Here is a 15,144-nt window from a genome sequence, read left to right on the forward strand (position 1 = left end):
ATGTTCTTTGTCCGCACAGCTTCCAGAAGTGACTTGGAAAAGGTGCGGGCATTGCTCGCGGCCTCGTTTCACGCCACCTATGACGACCTCTACGGGCCGAAAAAGGTGCAGGAACTGATCGACGCCTGGCACAGCACCGCCACGCTCGAAAAGCATCTGGAAGCCAAGGGCGCCGAGTTTCTCGTCGCCGACGACGGCAAGCGCATTGGCGGCATGGCCTATGCGCGCCGCAAGGACGACCGCCCCGAAACGGTCGTTCTGCACCAGCTCTATGTTCACCCGGATTGCCACCGGCAGGGGATCGGTCGGGATATCTTCGCCGAACTCGAAACCTGCTTTCCGGGTGTCGATCTGATGGAGCTTGAGGTGGAGCCGCGAAACACACAAGCCGTCGCCTTCTACTCCGCCCACGGCTTCGTGCCGGTGGAGGAGGTGGAGATCGAAAGCGGCCCTGCCAAGGGGCTGAAGGCGCTCATCATGCACAAGCCGCTCGAAACCTTCTGAGGCGACGATGACCGACAGGCTGCTGATTCGTATCGCGCAGGAAAAGGATGTTCCCGCGCTGGTCGCTATCTATGCCGCCGATGAATTCGGTCACGGCGACAGCACCGATCCCGCACTGTTGCCGGTCTATCAGGCGGCCTTCACCGCCATCACGGCATCCACGGCCGAAACGCTTTATGTCGCCGAAATCGGTGACGTCATCGTTGGCACGTTCCAGACGCTGTCGACCGTGACGCTGACCGGGCAGGGAACGCTGTCGATGATCGTCGAGGCCGTCCAGACCCATCCAGATCATCGTGGCAAGGGCATCGGCGCGAAGATGATGGCCTTCTGCATCGAGGATGCGCGCAAGCGCGGGGCGAAGATTATTCAACTGACGTCGAATGCCTCACGCACTGATGCGCATCGCTTCTACGAGCGGCTTGGCTTTGTCAAATCGCACGCCGGCTTCAAGATGAAACTGGCGTGAATTGAGGACCGGATTCCGCTTTGGAATCACTGGACAACGGGCCTTCGAGGCGGCATAAGCAAAGGGAAACATTCGCGTTGCGCGACTGCGTTGCGCCTTCGAGGACGGGATATGGCAAAGCTTCTCTTGCAGATTTTTACCTGGTGGAATGGCCAGACGATCGGCACGCGCTTCTTCACCTGGCGCAAGGGCACCAAGGTGGGTGAGGACGAGTTCGGCAACGTCTATTACGAAGGCCCCAAGACCACTTGGGGCGAGCCGCGTCGCTGGGTAATCTATAACGGTTACGCCGAGGCGAGCGCCATTCCGCCCGGCTGGCATGGCTGGATGCACTATCGCACCAACACGCCGCCCTCCAAGGAAAACTATGTCGCGCGCGACTGGCAGAAGCCGCATCGCGCCAACCCGACCGGTGGCCCGAATGCCTACCGTCCGGCGGGTTCGCTTGCCGTTCCGGGCGAGCGTCCGCGCGTGACCGGCGACTATGACGCCTGGACGCCCGGCAACTAATCCTTGCCATATTTGTCGGATAGACAAAAAAGAATGGCCGCCGGTAACGGCGGCCTTTGATTATCGAGACGAGGGCAAGATGAGCGCATTTTCCGGACGAACGGTGAAGCACACGGCGGGCGCGCTTGCACTGTCTCTTCTCTGTGCTCTGACATCGGCTATGCCTGCCAGCGCCGAACGGCTCACCAACCCGGTTGCCGTCTTTGCCGGTATCGACAAGATCACCGGTCGCATCACGTCCTTCGACGTCTATATCGATGAGACAGTGCAGTTCGGTGCACTGCAAGTGACGCCGAAGGTCTGCTATTCGCGCGATGACAGCGAAGCCCAGCGCATCGACGCTTTCGTGGAAGTCGATGAAATCACCCTCGACCGCAAGATCCGCCGCATCTTCACCGGCTGGATGTTTGCCGACAGCCCCGGCCTCAACGCCGTCGAGCATCCGATCTATGACGTGTGGCTGACCGGCTGCAAGCAGAAATCCGACGTTCCCGCGCCCGCGCCGTCGAACTGATCGCGACAGTTCTCAAAAATCGATATGCGGAGAGGTCATCGCCTGCTCTAGCAGCGCCAGATACTCATTCTTGGGAATATCGACGGCACCGAACGTATTGAGATGTTCGGTGGTAAACTGGGTGTCCAGCAGCGTGAAACCCCGTTCCCGCAACCGCTCCACCAGCGCCACGAGGCAGACCTTGGAGGCGTTCGTGCGGCGTGAGAACATGCTCTCGCCAAAGAAGGCCGAGCCGAGCGAAACGCCATAGAGCCCACCCACCAGTTCATCACCCTCATAGGCTTCGACACTGTGGGCATGCCCATAGCGATGGAGCGCGCAATAGAGTTCGTAGATCGTGCTGTTGATCCACGTACTCGGACGCTCCGGCGTCGCTTCGGCACAGGCGCGCATCACGGCCGGGAAGTCATGATCGAACCGGATTTCAAAGGGCCGTTTACGGATGAATTTCGCAAGGCTGTGGGAGACGTGAAAACCGTCATCGAGGGGCAAAATGCCCCGAAGCTCAGGGGAGACCCAGAAGATTTCCGGGTCATCCGCCGATTCCGCCATCGGAAACAGGCCGATGGAGTAGGCGCGCAGCAGGATGTCCGGGGTCAGTTCCTCCCGCCCGCTGCGCCGCCTTGCCATGGTCAGGCGTGATCGCCGGCCAGATAATGCTCCAGCCAGTGAATGTCGTAATTGCCTGTCTGGATATCCGGGTTCTTCACGAGGTCCTGGAACAGCGGCAGGGTGGTCTTGATGCCGTCCACGACGAACTCATCGAGAACGCGCGAAAGGCGCCTCAGGCATTCCTCGCGGGTCCGGCCATGCACGATCAGCTTGCCGATGAGGCTGTCGTAATAGGGCGGGATGCGATAGCCCTGATAGGCGCCGGAATCGACGCGCACGCCGAGACCGCCCGGCGTATGCCAAGTCTGGATCGTGCCCGGCGAGGGGACGAAGGTGCGCGGGTCTTCGGCATTGATGCGGCACTCAATGGCGTGGCCGTTGAAGACCACATCCTTCTGTTCCACCGAAATACCCTTGCCGGAAGCGACGTTGATCTGTTCATAGACCAGATCGATGCCGGTGATGGCTTCCGTGACCGGATGTTCCACCTGAAGACGGGTGTTCATTTCAATGAAATAGAACTCGCCGTTTTCGTACAGGAACTCGATGGTGCCAGCGCCGCGATACTTCAGCTTGCGCATGGCAGCGGCACAGACTTCGCCGATCTTCAGACGCTGTTCCTGCGTCAGGGCTGGGGAATTGGCCTCTTCCCAGACCTTCTGGTGGCGGCGCTGCAGCGAGCAGTCGCGTTCACCGAGGTGGATCGCGTTGCCTTCACCGTCGCCCAGAACCTGGATTTCGATGTGGCGCGGCTTTTCGAGGTACTTTTCCATGTAGACAGCGTCGTTACCGAAGGCGGCAGCCGCTTCGGAACGGGCCGTAGACACGGCTTCATCGAGATCGGCCTCGGTGCGGGCCACCTTCATGCCGCGGCCACCGCCGCCAGCGGTCGCCTTGATGAGCACCGGGAAACCGATGGACCGGGCGATTTCCATGGCGTTTTCCGGACGGACTTCGCCATCCGAGCCGGGAACGACCGGAATGCCCAGTTCGACGGCTGTCTGCTTGGCGGTGATCTTGTCACCCATCAGACGGATATGTTCGGCCGTCGGACCGATGAAGGTGATGCCGTGGGCATCGAGAATATCCGCGAACTTTGCGTTTTCCGAAAGGAAGCCGTAGCCCGGGTGGACCGCATCGGCGCCGGTGATTTCACAGGCGGCGACAATCTGGTGGATGTTGAGATAGCTGTCACGTGACGGCGGCGGGCCGATGCAGACGCTTTCGTCGGCGAGGCGCACATGCATGGCGTCGGCATCGGCTGTGGAATGGACGGCAACCGTCGCAATGCCCAGTTCCTTGCAGGCGCGCAGCACACGCAGCGCAATTTCGCCGCGGTTGGCTATGAGGATTTTCGAGACCATTGGCATTCCGCCTTACTCGATGATGACGAGCGGTTCGCCGAATTCGACCGGCTGGGCGTTCGCGACGAGGATGGCGGTCACCTTGCCGGCGCGGGGCGCCGGAATCTGGTTCATGGTCTTCATGGCTTCGACGATCAGAAGCGTCTGGCCTTCCTTCACCTGCGCGCCGATTTCGACAAAGTCGCGGGCGCCCGGAGCCGGAGCGAGATAGGCGGTGCCAACCATCGGCGAGGTCACGGCATTCGGATTGTCCTTGGCGGCAACCGGGGCAGGGGCGGCAGCGGGAGCCGCAGCAGCGGCTGCAACCGGTGCTGCCGGGGCCGGTGCATACACCGGTGCGGCGGCCTGAACGACGGTGGTGTTGCGGGACACGCGAATGCGCAGTTCGTCCTGTTCCACTTCGATTTCGGAAAGATCGGTATCGCGCAGGATGTTTGCGAGGTCGCGGATCAGCGACTGGTCGATGCCGGATTTCTTGTCAGCCATGAAATTCTCCCTGTTGTCTTATTATCCCGTAATGGAATGAAGCGCGGAGAGCGCCAGAGTGTAACTCGCAGGTCCGAAACCGCAGATCATGCCCTTGGCGGCGGGCGCGATCATCGAACGGTGGCGAAATTCCTCGCGAGCGTGAATATTGGAAATGTGAACTTCCACCACCGGCACCGAAATGGCGCGGATGGCGTCGTGAAGCGCAATCGAGGTGTGGGTATAGGCCCCGGCATTGATGGCAACACCGACAGCCTTGTCATTGGCTTCGTGCAGCCAGTCGACAAGGACGCCTTCGTGATTGGACTGTCGGAAGTCGATCTGGAATCCGAGTTCGCGACCCGCAGCGATACAATCCGCCTCGATGTCTTTCAGGGTCTTGCCGCCGTAAATGCCCGGCTCGCGCTTGCCCAACATGTTGAGGTTTGGGCCGTTCAGCACGAAGACTGTCTTCATCATCTGCTGTTCCGTTTCAATTCAGCGAACACCTATAGACCTCAAGGCCGCCAAGGGGAAGCCCCTAGCGGCCGGGCAAAATCTGTCCACAGAAGATGTCTTCAATCGATCTAATCCCGCGCTCAGCAGGTCGCCTTGCCGCAACTGCGGATATTGGCGATCTTCTGGTCAAACGCCTCGATGCCGTAGGCGCCCGGCAGCGTTTCGTCGCCGACGATATAGGCCGGCGTGCCGTTGAAACCGAGCTTCAAGGCCAGTTCGTGGGTTTCGGCCTGGGTCTGCGTGTTCGGGCTGTCCTTCATCGTCTGACGCAGCTTCGCCTCATCCACGCCGAGCGCCACGGCAGCGTCGATGGCCTTGGCCTCGTTGGTGCGGCTGCGAGAACCCATAAGGGCGAGGAAGAAGGCGCCATACTTGTCCGGCGAAACCTTGCGCACGGCATCGGACACGCGGTGAGCGGCATCGGAATCAGGCCCGAGGATCGGCCATTCCTTCAGCACGAAGCGGACATTCTTGTCCTTCTCCAGGATCTCGGTCATCGTGCCGAGACCCTGTTTGCAGTAGCCGCAATTGTAGTCATAGAATTCGACGATGGTGACATCGCCCTTGGGATTGCCAAGCACCAGATCGTTCGGCGACTGGAAGAGGGCGCTGCGGCTTTCATCCAGCACGGACTTTGCCTGCTGGGCGCGCATGTCGGCCACCTTTTTCTCAAGTGCATCCTGCACTTCGAGCATGATCTCCGGGTTCTCGATGAGATATTGCTTCACCAGTGCGCCGATTTCCTTCTTCTCGACATCGGTGAAGGCCTTGGCCGGCAGGGCGGGCAGAAACAGCGCCGTCGCCAGAAGCGGCGCAACAGCGAAGCGGGTGATTTTTCTCATGGGTCTTCCGATCTCTGTCCGAATCCAGTGTGCGGCAAATCTAGTGCAGTTACGAAACCGGCGGAACGGCAAAAAAACACAATTCCCCAGTGTCTCTCCATTGTGAAGACCGCGATAATGCGGCAATTGTCGGGCGAATTTCGTCCCACGGCGCCTGTCTCCAGCGGCTTGCGCCGTTTTTCAGTCTCGTCAGGAGAATTCCGTGATCAAGCCTTCCCTCCGTTCCGCCGTCGAGCCGTTTCACGCCATGGATGTGCTGGCTGAAGCCACCAAGGCACGGCAGGCGGGCCGTCCGGTCATATCGCTCGCCGTGGGTCAACCCTCAGCGCCGGCGCCGCGCGCTGCGCGGGAAGCCGCGCAGGCGGCCCTTGCCGACGGGCGGATCGGTTACACGGATGCGCTCGGCCTGCCGGAATTGCGCAAGGCGATTGCCGGCCATTATGCCCGCCGTCACGGCGTCGAGATCGATCCCGTCCGCATCGCGATCACGACCGGCTCGTCCGCCGGGTTCAATCTGGCTTTTCTCGGTCTTTTCGATGCGGGCGATCAGGTGGCGATCGCGCGCCCCGGCTATCCCGCCTACCGGGCCATCCTCGGTGCGCTCGGCCTGACGGTGATCGAGATCGAGGTCAATGAAGCAACGGGCTTCACCCTGACGCCGGAAAGCCTCGAGGCTGCCGAACGGGAGAGCGGCAAGCCGATCAGAGGCGTGCTTCTGGCAAGCCCGGCCAACCCGACCGGCACGGTGACGGGCAGGGCGCGCCTCAAGGCGCTGGCCGACTGGTGCCGGGCGCGCAACGCGGCTTTCATCTCGGACGAGATCTATCATGGATTGACTTTTTCCGGTGACGAGACGAGCGCGCTGGAACTGACCGATGAGGTCATCGTCATCAATTCCTTTTCCAAATATTATTGCATGACCGGCTGGCGCGTCGGCTGGATGGTGCTGCCTGAAAATCTCGTGCGCCCGCTCGAATGCCTGGCGCAGAGCCTGTATATTTCAGCACCGGAGCTGTCGCAGATTGCCGCGATTGCCGCGCTTGGGGCCGGCGAGGAACTGGACATCTACCGCCAGACCTACGCCGCAAACCGCGAGTTCCTGATCCGCTGTCTGCCGGAAATCGGCCTGCCATTGCTCTCGCCCATGGATGGCGCCTTCTACGCCTATGCGGATGTGAGCGCCTACACCAACGATTCCATGGCGTTTGCCAAACGCATGCTGGCCGAGATTTCAGTGGCGGCAACGCCGGGCCTCGACTTTGATCCGCTGGAAGGCAACCGGGCGCTGCGCCTTTCCTATGCCGGTTCGCAGGCCGAGATTGCCGAGGCCGTCAGCCGCATGGAAGGCTGGCTGAAGCGCTGATAAGACTCTGCATTCAATAGATTGGGCGCTTTTCCGGATTCAGTCTGGCAGGCTCTTGAATCAGTTTGTGAGGGAGGGGCGAATGTCGCGAAAAGGTCTTCTGGGTCTGTGGGTTGTGTCGGTCGCGGTTACCGTCGGAGCGATCCGCTGGAACACGGCGCATTATGCGGCAGATGCGGCTTCACCTTTCCTGACGGCCGTGATGATGGTGGCCCTGCTGGCCTGCCTGTTGCTGACCTTTCTGGTCATCGTTTGCGGGATGGCGGAGCTCACCGTCCACTTCATCGGCGCAGGCTGGCTTTCGCGCCTGACCGGGACGCCCTTTGCCGTCTTGCTGTGGGACGAGTTGCGGCCCGACCGCCGGAACCGGCGTTGATCTTCCCCTGAAACGAAAACGGCCGCCTCGAAAGGCGGCCGTTTCTCCATTTTCTTGCGAAATCCTCAGAGGAAGCCGCGGCGCTGCCACCAGCCGGCCTTCTTGGGCTTGTTCGGGTCGTCACCGTCCTCGCCTTCCGGGCGGTTCGATACGACGACCGGCGCTGAGGATGCGATGTTCTCACCGCGGTTGCCACGCGAAGCCTTCGCCTCTTCTGCCGGGGCTTCGGGCTCTGCTTCTGCCGCCGGCGCCACTTCGGTCACGACGCTAGCACCTTCGACCGCAGCTTCCGCGGCGACGTCCGGAGCGGCTTCTTCGAGGCTGGCCTCGATTGCAGCTTCAGCGACCGCTTCGATGATCGGCTCTTCGACCGGCGAAGCTACGGCCTTTGCCTTGCGGCTACGGCGTGCCTTCGGGGCGGGAACCTCGGATGTCGCGGACTCGATGGCTTCCTGTGCCGTTTCCGGCTCGACGGGGGTTTCCGAAACCGCCTCGACGATCTCGGCTTCCGTCACGATAACGGCCTCGGCGGCTTCGGCACCGTCGTCTTCGCCCTCGGCCTCGCCATTCTCGCCTTCGGCATCGCCAGAGGCTTCCTGGGTTGCGTCACCCTCTTCGCCGAAACGATTGCGACGGCCACCGCGCTTGCCGCGACGACGGCGCTTGCGCTTCTGGTTCTCGTCCTTCTCGGCGGCAATGGCGTCGGCTTCGCCGGAGGTTTCCTCGGCGTCGCCTTCTTCGGCGTCGTCGTCATCCTCTTCGTCGTCTTCGCCGCGGGCAACACCCTGCGTTTCGCCATTCGGCTGGCCGTTGCGGTTACGACGGCGGCGGCGACGCTTGCGCTTGCGGCCCTGCTGGTCGTCACCGGAAGCGGCGTCCTCGCTCGAAGCGCGGGCAGCGGCAGCCGGCACGACCGCCTCTTCTTCTTCCTCGTCGATTTCCTCGGGAACGTATTCGTCCTCTTCCTCGACAATGGTGATCGACTGCAACAGGCTTTCGATCTTCACCGGGTTTTCAACCGGCTCGCCCTTATCGATGGCGAAGTGCTGCGAACCGATTCCATCGTCCGTCTCGATCAGGATCGAGACACCGAAGCGGTTTTCGTAATCGACAATGGTCGAACGCTTGTGGTTGAGCAGGTAAAGCGCTGTTTCCGGCGTCGAACGCACGAGAATGTCGTGCGTGGTGTTCTTGAGCAGATATTCCTCGATGCCGCGCAGCACGTGCAGGGCAACGGAAGACTGCGAACGGACATGGCCCGTGCCGCCGCAATGCGAGCAGATCTGCGTGGTGGATTCGAGCACCGAGGCGCGGATGCGCTGGCGCGACATTTCCAGAAGGCCGAAATGCGAGATACGGCCGACCTGAATGCGGGCGCGGTCATTCTTCAGGCAATCCTTCAGCTTCTTCTCGACAGCGCGGTTGTTGCGCTTTTCTTCCATGTCGATGAAGTCGATGACGATGAGACCGGCAAGGTCGCGCAGGCGAAGCTGGCGGGCGACTTCTTCTGCGGCTTCCAGGTTCGTCTGGAGCGCGGTGTCCTCAATGGAGTGCTCGCGCGTCGAGCGGCCGGAGTTCACGTCGATGGCGACGAGCGCTTCCGTCTGGTTGATGATGAGGTAGCCGCCGGACTTCAACGTCACCTGCGGCTGCAGCATGCGGTCAAGCTGCGCCTCGATGCCGGAGCGCGAGAAGATCGGGTGAATGTCGCGATAGGGCTGAACCACCTTGGCGTGGCTCGGCATCAGCATCTTCATGAAGTCCTTCGCTTCACGATAGCCTTCCTCGCCGGCAACGATGACCTCGCCGATATCCTTGTTGTAGAGATCGCGGATCGAGCGCTTGATCAGCGAGCCTTCCTCGTAAACGAGGCAGGGGGCCGTGGAGTTCAGCGTCAGTGTGCGGACGTTTTCCCACAGGCGCATCAGATATTCGAAGTCGCGCTTGATCTCGACCTTGGTGCGGTTAGCGCCGGCGGTGCGCAGGATGACGCCCATGCCGAGCGGCACGTCCAGGCTGCGAGCCACTTCCTTCAGGCGCTTGCGGTCCTGCGGATTGGTGATCTTGCGCGAAATGCCGCCGCCGCGCGCCGTGTTCGGCATCAGGACCGAATAACGACCGGCGAGTGACAGATAGGTGGTGAGTGCAGCGCCCTTGTTGCCACGTTCTTCCTTGGCCACCTGCACCAGCAGGATCTGGCGGCGCTTGATGACTTCCTGAATGCGGTACTGCTTGCGCGGCTTGCGCACGACACGATCCGGAACTTCCTCCATCGCATCTTCGGCGCCGACTGATTCAATCACTTCCTTTTCGTGGTGATTGTCATCGTCGTCATCATCGTCGTCGCGACCACGGCCGAGATCGGCTTCTTCGGAAATCGAATCCGCATCGACTTCGGCAGCCATGACGCCACCATCGGTCTCATCGTCCGAACCCTCGGTAGCCTCTGCGGCCGGCGCATCGGCATCCGCCTTTTTGGCGCGGGCGCGGCTGCGGCGCGGCTTCTTCGGCTTGGCCGGGGCCTCTTCGGCGGCTTCCACCAGGGTTGCCTCTTCCGCGCCCAGTTCAACGCCGTCCTCGATGGAAACCGGGGCGTCGTCTTCCTTGATTTCGATCACGCCGGCTTCGACGGTATCGTCCTCGTCACGCTCGTCGCGATCCGCGCGGCGATGCTCTTCCGCTTCGGCGCGGAGCAGGGCCTGACGATCAGCAAGCGGGATCTGGTAGTAATCAGGATGGATTTCCGAAAACGCCAGAAAGCCGTGGCGGTTGCCACCGTAATCGACGAAAGCGGCCTGGAGCGAGGGTTCGACCCGCGTCACTTTTGCCAGATAGATATTGCCGCGCAGTTGTTTCTTATGCTGGGATTCGAAATCGAATTCTTCTATCCGATTGCCGCGTACAACGACGACGCGTGTCTCCTCCTCGTGGGAGGCGTCGATAAGCATTTTATCTGCCATTGAAATTCAGCTCCTCGGCAGGAGGAAACGACGACGGGCCGACCGCTGAAAGCGGGAGGCCCGTGAAGAACGTTTGCCGTCATGCCGGATAATGTGTGTCTCGCTGACCGGGGGAGCGTCGGGAACGGAAACGCAGCGGGCCGGATGCTAGACACCCAGTCATTCGCTGTTTCTGAACAAGTCCGCTTCGCCAACATCCAAGACCAAACGAGAAGTCGATTAACCTAGGCCCGTGGGGCCCGATGAAATGCTCCACAGGGAGCGATGGCGGTTGTCCGCCTTCATTTTTCCGGCCACCGCCGGCTTGCGATCGTGTTTCCGGTCAAAGTCTGTTGACGTCGGATGAGGGGTTGGGAGTTCGGCGCCAATTCCTCGTTTCGTTGGCAGCCTGCCGTATCCTCTATCCCGTCGGCACTTTAACCTTATCTCGCCTTTTATGTTTTATCCTCATGAAGTGCAAGGGAAAAGCCGATCCGCCATATTATTGATGGAATTGCGGACATTAACAGAATCGCGGCATTGCATGGGCTCGGCGGGCAGATTCGGGCATGGTTCATCGGCAAAACATCGTAAACGATGCTTCGCCGGCTCAGTTTTCGGTCGGGCCGCGCGCTTTTCGCCGTTGATGACGGAAAGGATGGGAATGCGAAAAAAATCGCTCGATGGCACGGCTTGCGCTCAGGGATGCGTCTCTGGCCGGGTTTGGCGATTCGCAACCTGCGTCGCCCTGGCGCTTGGCGCGTTCATGGTGTTTGAAATTGGGCCGTCGCGGGCACAGGGCGGGGCGGAGCTGGTGGCCTCGGCCGCGCGCATGCTCGGTGACAGGGTGAAGACCCGCGTCGTCTTCGAATTCGACCGTGAATTCTCCTTTTCAACGCACTACGTCACGCAGCCCGACCGCATTGTCATAGATCTTCCCGCAACACGCTTTTCGCTCGATCCCGCAAGCCTGAAGGGCGTCGGGCTTTTTCAGGACGTTCGCTATGGCGCCATGGATGCAGACACCGCGCGCATCGTGCTGACTGGTATCAAGCCTGTGCGCCTTTCCTCCGCGAGTGTCATGAAGAACGAGGACGGCAAGGGTTACCGTCTTGTGCTGGAAGCTGAGGCGACCGATGAGAAGGTCTATCGTGACCTGGTCGCCAAGCAGAGCTGGAGCCGGCCCGAGGACGAGAACCAAGCCGAAAACGCATCCTTTTCCGAATTGTTAGACACGGTAAAGCCCTCGACGGAGGAGTTCATCATTGCCGTGGACGCTGGCCATGGCGGCATCGATGCGGGTGCAACCGGAGCGACGACGGCCACAGCCGAAAAGGAAATCACGCTTGCCGCCGCCAGGGAACTCGTGGAGCGACTGAACCGGGAAACCGGCGTGCGGGCCTTTCTGACCCGCCAGAACGACGAGTTTCTGTCGCTTTCCGAGAGGGTGCATCTGGCGCGCAAGGGGCAGGCCAATCTATTCGTGTCGTTGCATGCCGACATGCTGAAGCAGAAGGACATTCGCGGCGCGACCGTCTACACGATTTCCGACAAGTCATCCGACCGTATGGCCGCCGACCTGGCCCAGCGTGAAAACCTGTCCGATGAACTGGCGGGCCTCAGCCTGCCCGACGGCCCATCGGATGTGGCTGATATTCTGCTCGATCTGACACGGCGCGAAACGCAGGCATTTTCCATCGAGATGGCGCGCTCTGTCGTGTCGTCGTTCGAAGGGCAGGTGGGGCTGATCAACAATCCTCACCGCTTTGCCGGTTTCCGCGTGCTGCAGGCGCATGACATTCCCTCCGTGCTGCTGGAGCTGGGTTTTCTGTCCAATCCGGAAGACGAGAAGCTGCTTCTGGATGCCGAATGGAGAAAAAAAGTGGCCGATCTCCTTGCTGTCGCAATTGCGCGCTATCGCAAGACAGCGGTCGCCGGGGGTGGTTGAGGTTACGTCTCGTGTCCGGCAGGCGTGGAAAACTGGGGACAGGGTGCCAGGTTGAGCGCTTTGAGTCCTATTTTGCCCACATTCACAATGTTGGAAGGGTAACCTTCTTCCAAAGTGATACGCGTCAGATTCGACTTTGGGTCTTCGCTCCGGCATATGGCTTGCCAACGGGGACGTGACGTGCAAAACGCCGCAACACGCGGTATGGGATGATACGCGCCGGTCAAGGGCGGGGAAACGGTAGCACTGCATGATCAGATTGATTGGATACTTCTTCGGGCTGGCCAGCGTTCTGTTTCTGGGCGCAGCCGCCGCAGTTGCCATTTATCTGGCCGGCGTGATGCGCGACCTGCCGGACTACGCGGTCCTGAGCGCCTATGCACCGCCGGTGACGACGCGCGTTCATGCCGGTAACGGTGAATTGATGGCGGAGTATGCCAAGGAAAAGCGCCTGTTCCTGCCGATCCAGGCCATTCCGGATCGCGTCAAGGCTGCCTTTATCGCCGCCGAAGACAAGAACTTCTACACGCATCCGGGTGTCGACCCCTATGGTCTGGCGCGCGCCGTGGTCAACAACCTTCAGAACATCGGCTCTGACCGCCGTCCCGAGGGCGCATCCACCATCACGCAGCAGGTGGCCAAGAACTTCCTGCTGACCGCCGACCAGACGATGTCGCGCAAGGTGAAGGAGGCAATCCTCTCCTTCCGCATCGAGAAAGCCTATTCGAAGGACAAGATCCTCGAACTCTATCTGAACGAAATCTTCTTCGGCCAGAACGCCTACGGCATCGCCAGCGCTGCGCTCACCTACTTCAACAAGTCCGTGACCGAACTGACCATTGCCGAAACCGCTTACCTCGCCGGTCTGCCGAAGGGGCCGAACAACTACCACCCGTTCCGCAAGACCGACGCGGCCATCGCGCGTCGCAACTACGTGATCGACCGAATGGCCGAGGACGGCTACATCACGGTTGACGAGGCGACAGACGCCAAGAAGCAGGATCTCGGCGTCAACATGCGCCGCGGTGGCGCCTATCTCATGGCATCCGATTACTTTGCCGAGGAGGTTCGCCGCCAGATTATCGATCGCTACGGTGAAAAGGCGCTGTATGAAGGTGGCCTTTCCGTGCGCACGTCGCTTGATCCCCGTATTCAGGTGGCTGCCCGCAAGGTGCTTCAGGATGGTCTGGTCGATTACGACGAACGCCGCGGCTTCCGCGGTCCGGTCACCCGCCTCGACGGTGTGAAGGAGTGGGGCGAGGCGCTTGCCGAAGTGTCGGGTCTGCGCGACGTGCCGGAATGGCAGCTCGCGACAGTGCTCGATGCAACGCCAGAGGGCGTACAGATCGGTCTTCAGCCGTCGCGCGACGGCAGCGGTCGCGTCGTAGCCGAGCGAACGACCGGCACCATCGCGCCGGATGCCATGCGCTGGGCCTTCCGTTCCGCAACCGGTGCCTACAAGACCGCGAAGTCGCCCGAGGGCGTCCTGTCGCGCGGCGATGTCATCTATGTCGAGCAGGTCGGCGGCAAGACGTCGCGTCAGTGGCGCCTGCGCCAGCCTCCGAAGGTGCAGGGCGGCCTCGTGGCCATGGACCCGCATACCGGCCGTGTCCTGGCGATTGCCGGCGGCTTCTCCTACGCGCAGTCGGAGTTCAACCGCGCCACGCAGGCCATGCGCCAGCCCGGTTCCTCCTTCAAGCCCTTCGTCTACGCTGCGGCGCTCGACAATGGTTATACACCCGCCTCAGTCATCATGGACGCACCGATCGAGATCGTCTCCGGCGGCAAGGTGTGGAAGCCGGAAAACTATGGTGGCGGTTCGGCCGGCCCCTCGACCTTGCGTCTTGGCATCGAGAAATCGCGCAACCTGATGACCGTGCGTCTCGCCGATGACATGGGCATGAGCCTCGTTGCCGAATACGCCGAACGCTTCGGCATTTACGACAAGATGCTGCCGGTGCTCGCCATGTCGCTGGGTTCCGGTGAAACGACGGTCATGCGCATGGTTTCGGCCTATGCCGTTCTCGCCAATGGCGGCAAGCAGATCAAGCCGACACTGATCGACCGCATTCAGGACCGTTACGGCAAGACCATCTTCCGCCACGAGGAGCGCACCTGTGAAGGCTGCAATGCGCCGAGTTGGAGCGGGCAGGACGAGCCGCAGATCGTGGATAACCGCGAGCAGGTTCTCGATCCGATGACCGCCTACCAGATCACCTCGATGATGGAAGGCGTGGTCAAGCGCGGTACGGCGGCCGGCAAGGTCAATCTCGACCGCGACGTGGCCGGCAAGACCGGTACGACCAATGACGAAAAGGACGCCTGGTTCGTCGGCTACACGCCGGATCTCGTTGCCGGTCTCTATATCGGTTACGATACGCCCACGCCGCTCGGCCGTGGTGGTACAGGTGGTGCGCTGTCTGCGCCGCTGTTCAACAACTTCATGCAGGAAGCCGTGAAGGGCACGCCACCGTCGAAGTTCATCGTGCCGGAAGGCATGGTCATGATCCCGGTCAACCGCAAGACGGGCATGCAGGCATCGGAAGGCGACCCGGACATGATCATGGAAGCATTCAAGCCCGGCACCGGCCCGGCCGACAGCTTCTCGGTGATCGGCATGGAAGGCACGATGGCACCGGAGGAAATTCTCCGCACCTCGCCGCAGGCCCAGCAGGCCGTACAGTCCGGTTCCGGCGGCCTCTTCTGATTGGCCTCCGGT

14 protein-coding genes are annotated in these 15,144 nt (G+C 61.2%); 8 read left to right on the plus strand and 6 right to left on the minus strand.

Annotated elements, in window-relative coordinates:
- The 4 genes from GGQ66_RS06910 to GGQ66_RS06925 all read left to right on the plus strand — a co-directional run bounded on the left by GGQ66_RS06910 (window position 1) and on the right by GGQ66_RS06925 (window position 1,997).
- Window positions 1-504: a GNAT family N-acetyltransferase gene (locus tag GGQ66_RS06910; RefSeq protein ID WP_183790814.1), complete on the plus strand. Its 504-nt coding sequence runs from the start codon at window positions 1-3 to the stop codon at window positions 502-504.
- Between the two features lie 7 nt (window positions 505-511).
- Window positions 512-973 carry a GNAT family N-acetyltransferase gene (locus GGQ66_RS06915; RefSeq protein WP_183790816.1) on the plus strand — a complete coding sequence of 154 codons (462 nt, stop codon included), beginning with the start codon at window positions 512-514 and terminating at the stop codon, window positions 971-973.
- A gap of 111 nt (window positions 974-1,084) precedes the next feature.
- Window positions 1,085-1,483, plus strand: a complete 399-nt coding sequence (locus tag GGQ66_RS06920; RefSeq protein WP_183790818.1) for an NADH:ubiquinone oxidoreductase subunit NDUFA12 — start codon at window positions 1,085-1,087, stop codon at window positions 1,481-1,483.
- Window positions 1,484-1,562: 79 nt separating this feature from the next.
- The gene (locus GGQ66_RS06925; RefSeq protein WP_183790820.1) at window positions 1,563-1,997 is read left to right on the plus strand and encodes a DUF2155 domain-containing protein; all 435 of its coding nucleotides are present in this window, start codon (window positions 1,563-1,565) and stop codon (window positions 1,995-1,997) included.
- A gap of 12 nt (window positions 1,998-2,009) precedes the next feature.
- Here the strand turns inward: GGQ66_RS06925 and aat are convergent, their stop codons facing one another.
- The 5 genes from aat to GGQ66_RS06950 all read right to left on the minus strand — a co-directional run bounded on the left by aat (window position 2,010) and on the right by GGQ66_RS06950 (window position 5,799).
- Window positions 2,010-2,627: a leucyl/phenylalanyl-tRNA--protein transferase gene (aat, locus tag GGQ66_RS06930; RefSeq protein ID WP_183790822.1), complete on the minus strand. Its 618-nt coding sequence runs from the start codon at window positions 2,625-2,627 to the stop codon at window positions 2,010-2,012.
- A gap of 2 nt (window positions 2,628-2,629) precedes the next feature.
- On the minus strand, window positions 2,630-3,973 hold the full coding sequence (accC, locus tag GGQ66_RS06935) for an acetyl-CoA carboxylase biotin carboxylase subunit (RefSeq protein WP_183790824.1): 1,344 nt from the start codon (window positions 3,971-3,973) through the stop codon (window positions 2,630-2,632).
- Window positions 3,974-3,985: 12 nt separating this feature from the next.
- Window positions 3,986-4,459, minus strand: coding sequence for an acetyl-CoA carboxylase biotin carboxyl carrier protein (gene accB / locus GGQ66_RS06940; protein WP_183790826.1), 474 nt, complete (start codon window positions 4,457-4,459; stop codon window positions 3,986-3,988).
- 21 nt (window positions 4,460-4,480) lie between these two features.
- A complete protein-coding gene (gene aroQ, locus GGQ66_RS06945; RefSeq protein WP_183790828.1) occupies window positions 4,481-4,918 on the minus strand; it encodes a type II 3-dehydroquinate dehydratase in 438 nt (145 codons plus the stop codon).
- A 119-nt stretch (window positions 4,919-5,037) separates the two neighbouring features.
- On the minus strand, window positions 5,038-5,799 hold the full coding sequence (locus tag GGQ66_RS06950) for a DsbA family protein (RefSeq protein ID WP_183790830.1): 762 nt from the start codon (window positions 5,797-5,799) through the stop codon (window positions 5,038-5,040).
- 247 nt (window positions 5,800-6,046) lie between these two features.
- Here GGQ66_RS06950 and GGQ66_RS06955 point away from each other — a divergent pair, with 247 nt between their 5' ends.
- Both GGQ66_RS06955 and GGQ66_RS06960 read left to right on the plus strand, forming a co-directional pair.
- Complete coding sequence (locus tag GGQ66_RS06955; RefSeq protein WP_210287201.1) at window positions 6,047-7,162, plus strand: pyridoxal phosphate-dependent aminotransferase; 1,116 nt, start codon at window positions 6,047-6,049, stop codon at window positions 7,160-7,162.
- Between the two features lie 82 nt (window positions 7,163-7,244).
- Entirely contained in the window at window positions 7,245-7,538 is a 294-nt protein-coding gene (locus GGQ66_RS06960; RefSeq protein ID WP_183790834.1) for a hypothetical protein, read from the plus strand.
- A 65-nt stretch (window positions 7,539-7,603) separates the two neighbouring features.
- On the opposite strand, the gene GGQ66_RS06965 is transcribed toward GGQ66_RS06960, so the two are convergent.
- A complete protein-coding gene (locus tag GGQ66_RS06965; protein WP_183790836.1) occupies window positions 7,604-10,498 on the minus strand; it encodes an Rne/Rng family ribonuclease in 2,895 nt (964 codons plus the stop codon).
- A 745-nt stretch (window positions 10,499-11,243) separates the two neighbouring features.
- On the opposite strand from GGQ66_RS06965, the gene GGQ66_RS06970 reads away from it, so the two are divergent.
- Complete coding sequence (locus GGQ66_RS06970) at window positions 11,244-12,425, plus strand: N-acetylmuramoyl-L-alanine amidase (protein WP_183790839.1); 1,182 nt, start codon at window positions 11,244-11,246, stop codon at window positions 12,423-12,425.
- 250 nt (window positions 12,426-12,675) lie between these two features.
- A complete protein-coding gene (locus tag GGQ66_RS06975) occupies window positions 12,676-15,132 on the plus strand; it encodes a penicillin-binding protein 1A (RefSeq protein ID WP_183790841.1) in 2,457 nt (818 codons plus the stop codon).
- Window positions 15,133-15,144: the final 12 nt, after the last annotated feature.

The organism is Allorhizobium borbori, from assembly GCF_014196535.1.
GTDB classification, from domain to species: Bacteria; Pseudomonadota; Alphaproteobacteria; order Rhizobiales; family Rhizobiaceae; genus Ectorhizobium; species Ectorhizobium borbori.

Bases quoted from the DNA above. Each gene is read 5' to 3' on its own strand.
- GGQ66_RS06910 (WP_183790814.1), top strand. From the start codon at position 1: ATGTTCTTTGTCCGCACAGCTTCCAGAAGTGACTTGGAAAAGGTGCGG.
- GGQ66_RS06915 (WP_183790816.1), top strand. From the start codon at position 512: ATGACCGACAGGCTGCTGATTCGTATCGCGCAGGAAAAGGATGTTCCC.
- GGQ66_RS06920 (WP_183790818.1), top strand. From the start codon at position 1,085: ATGGCAAAGCTTCTCTTGCAGATTTTTACCTGGTGGAATGGCCAGACG.
- GGQ66_RS06925 (WP_183790820.1), top strand. From the start codon at position 1,563: ATGAGCGCATTTTCCGGACGAACGGTGAAGCACACGGCGGGCGCGCTT.
- aat (WP_183790822.1), bottom strand. From the start codon at position 2,627: ATGGCAAGGCGGCGCAGCGGGCGGGAGGAACTGACCCCGGACATCCTG.
- accC (WP_183790824.1), bottom strand. From the start codon at position 3,973: ATGGTCTCGAAAATCCTCATAGCCAACCGCGGCGAAATTGCGCTGCGT.
- accB (WP_183790826.1), bottom strand. From the start codon at position 4,459: ATGGCTGACAAGAAATCCGGCATCGACCAGTCGCTGATCCGCGACCTC.
- aroQ (WP_183790828.1), bottom strand. From the start codon at position 4,918: ATGATGAAGACAGTCTTCGTGCTGAACGGCCCAAACCTCAACATGTTG.
- GGQ66_RS06950 (WP_183790830.1), bottom strand. From the start codon at position 5,799: ATGAGAAAAATCACCCGCTTCGCTGTTGCGCCGCTTCTGGCGACGGCG.
- GGQ66_RS06955 (WP_210287201.1), top strand. From the start codon at position 6,047: ATGGATGTGCTGGCTGAAGCCACCAAGGCACGGCAGGCGGGCCGTCCG.
- GGQ66_RS06960 (WP_183790834.1), top strand. From the start codon at position 7,245: ATGTCGCGAAAAGGTCTTCTGGGTCTGTGGGTTGTGTCGGTCGCGGTT.
- GGQ66_RS06965 (WP_183790836.1), bottom strand. From the start codon at position 10,498: ATGGCAGATAAAATGCTTATCGACGCCTCCCACGAGGAGGAGACACGC.
- GGQ66_RS06970 (WP_183790839.1), top strand. From the start codon at position 11,244: ATGGTGTTTGAAATTGGGCCGTCGCGGGCACAGGGCGGGGCGGAGCTG.
- GGQ66_RS06975 (WP_183790841.1), top strand. From the start codon at position 12,676: ATGATCAGATTGATTGGATACTTCTTCGGGCTGGCCAGCGTTCTGTTT.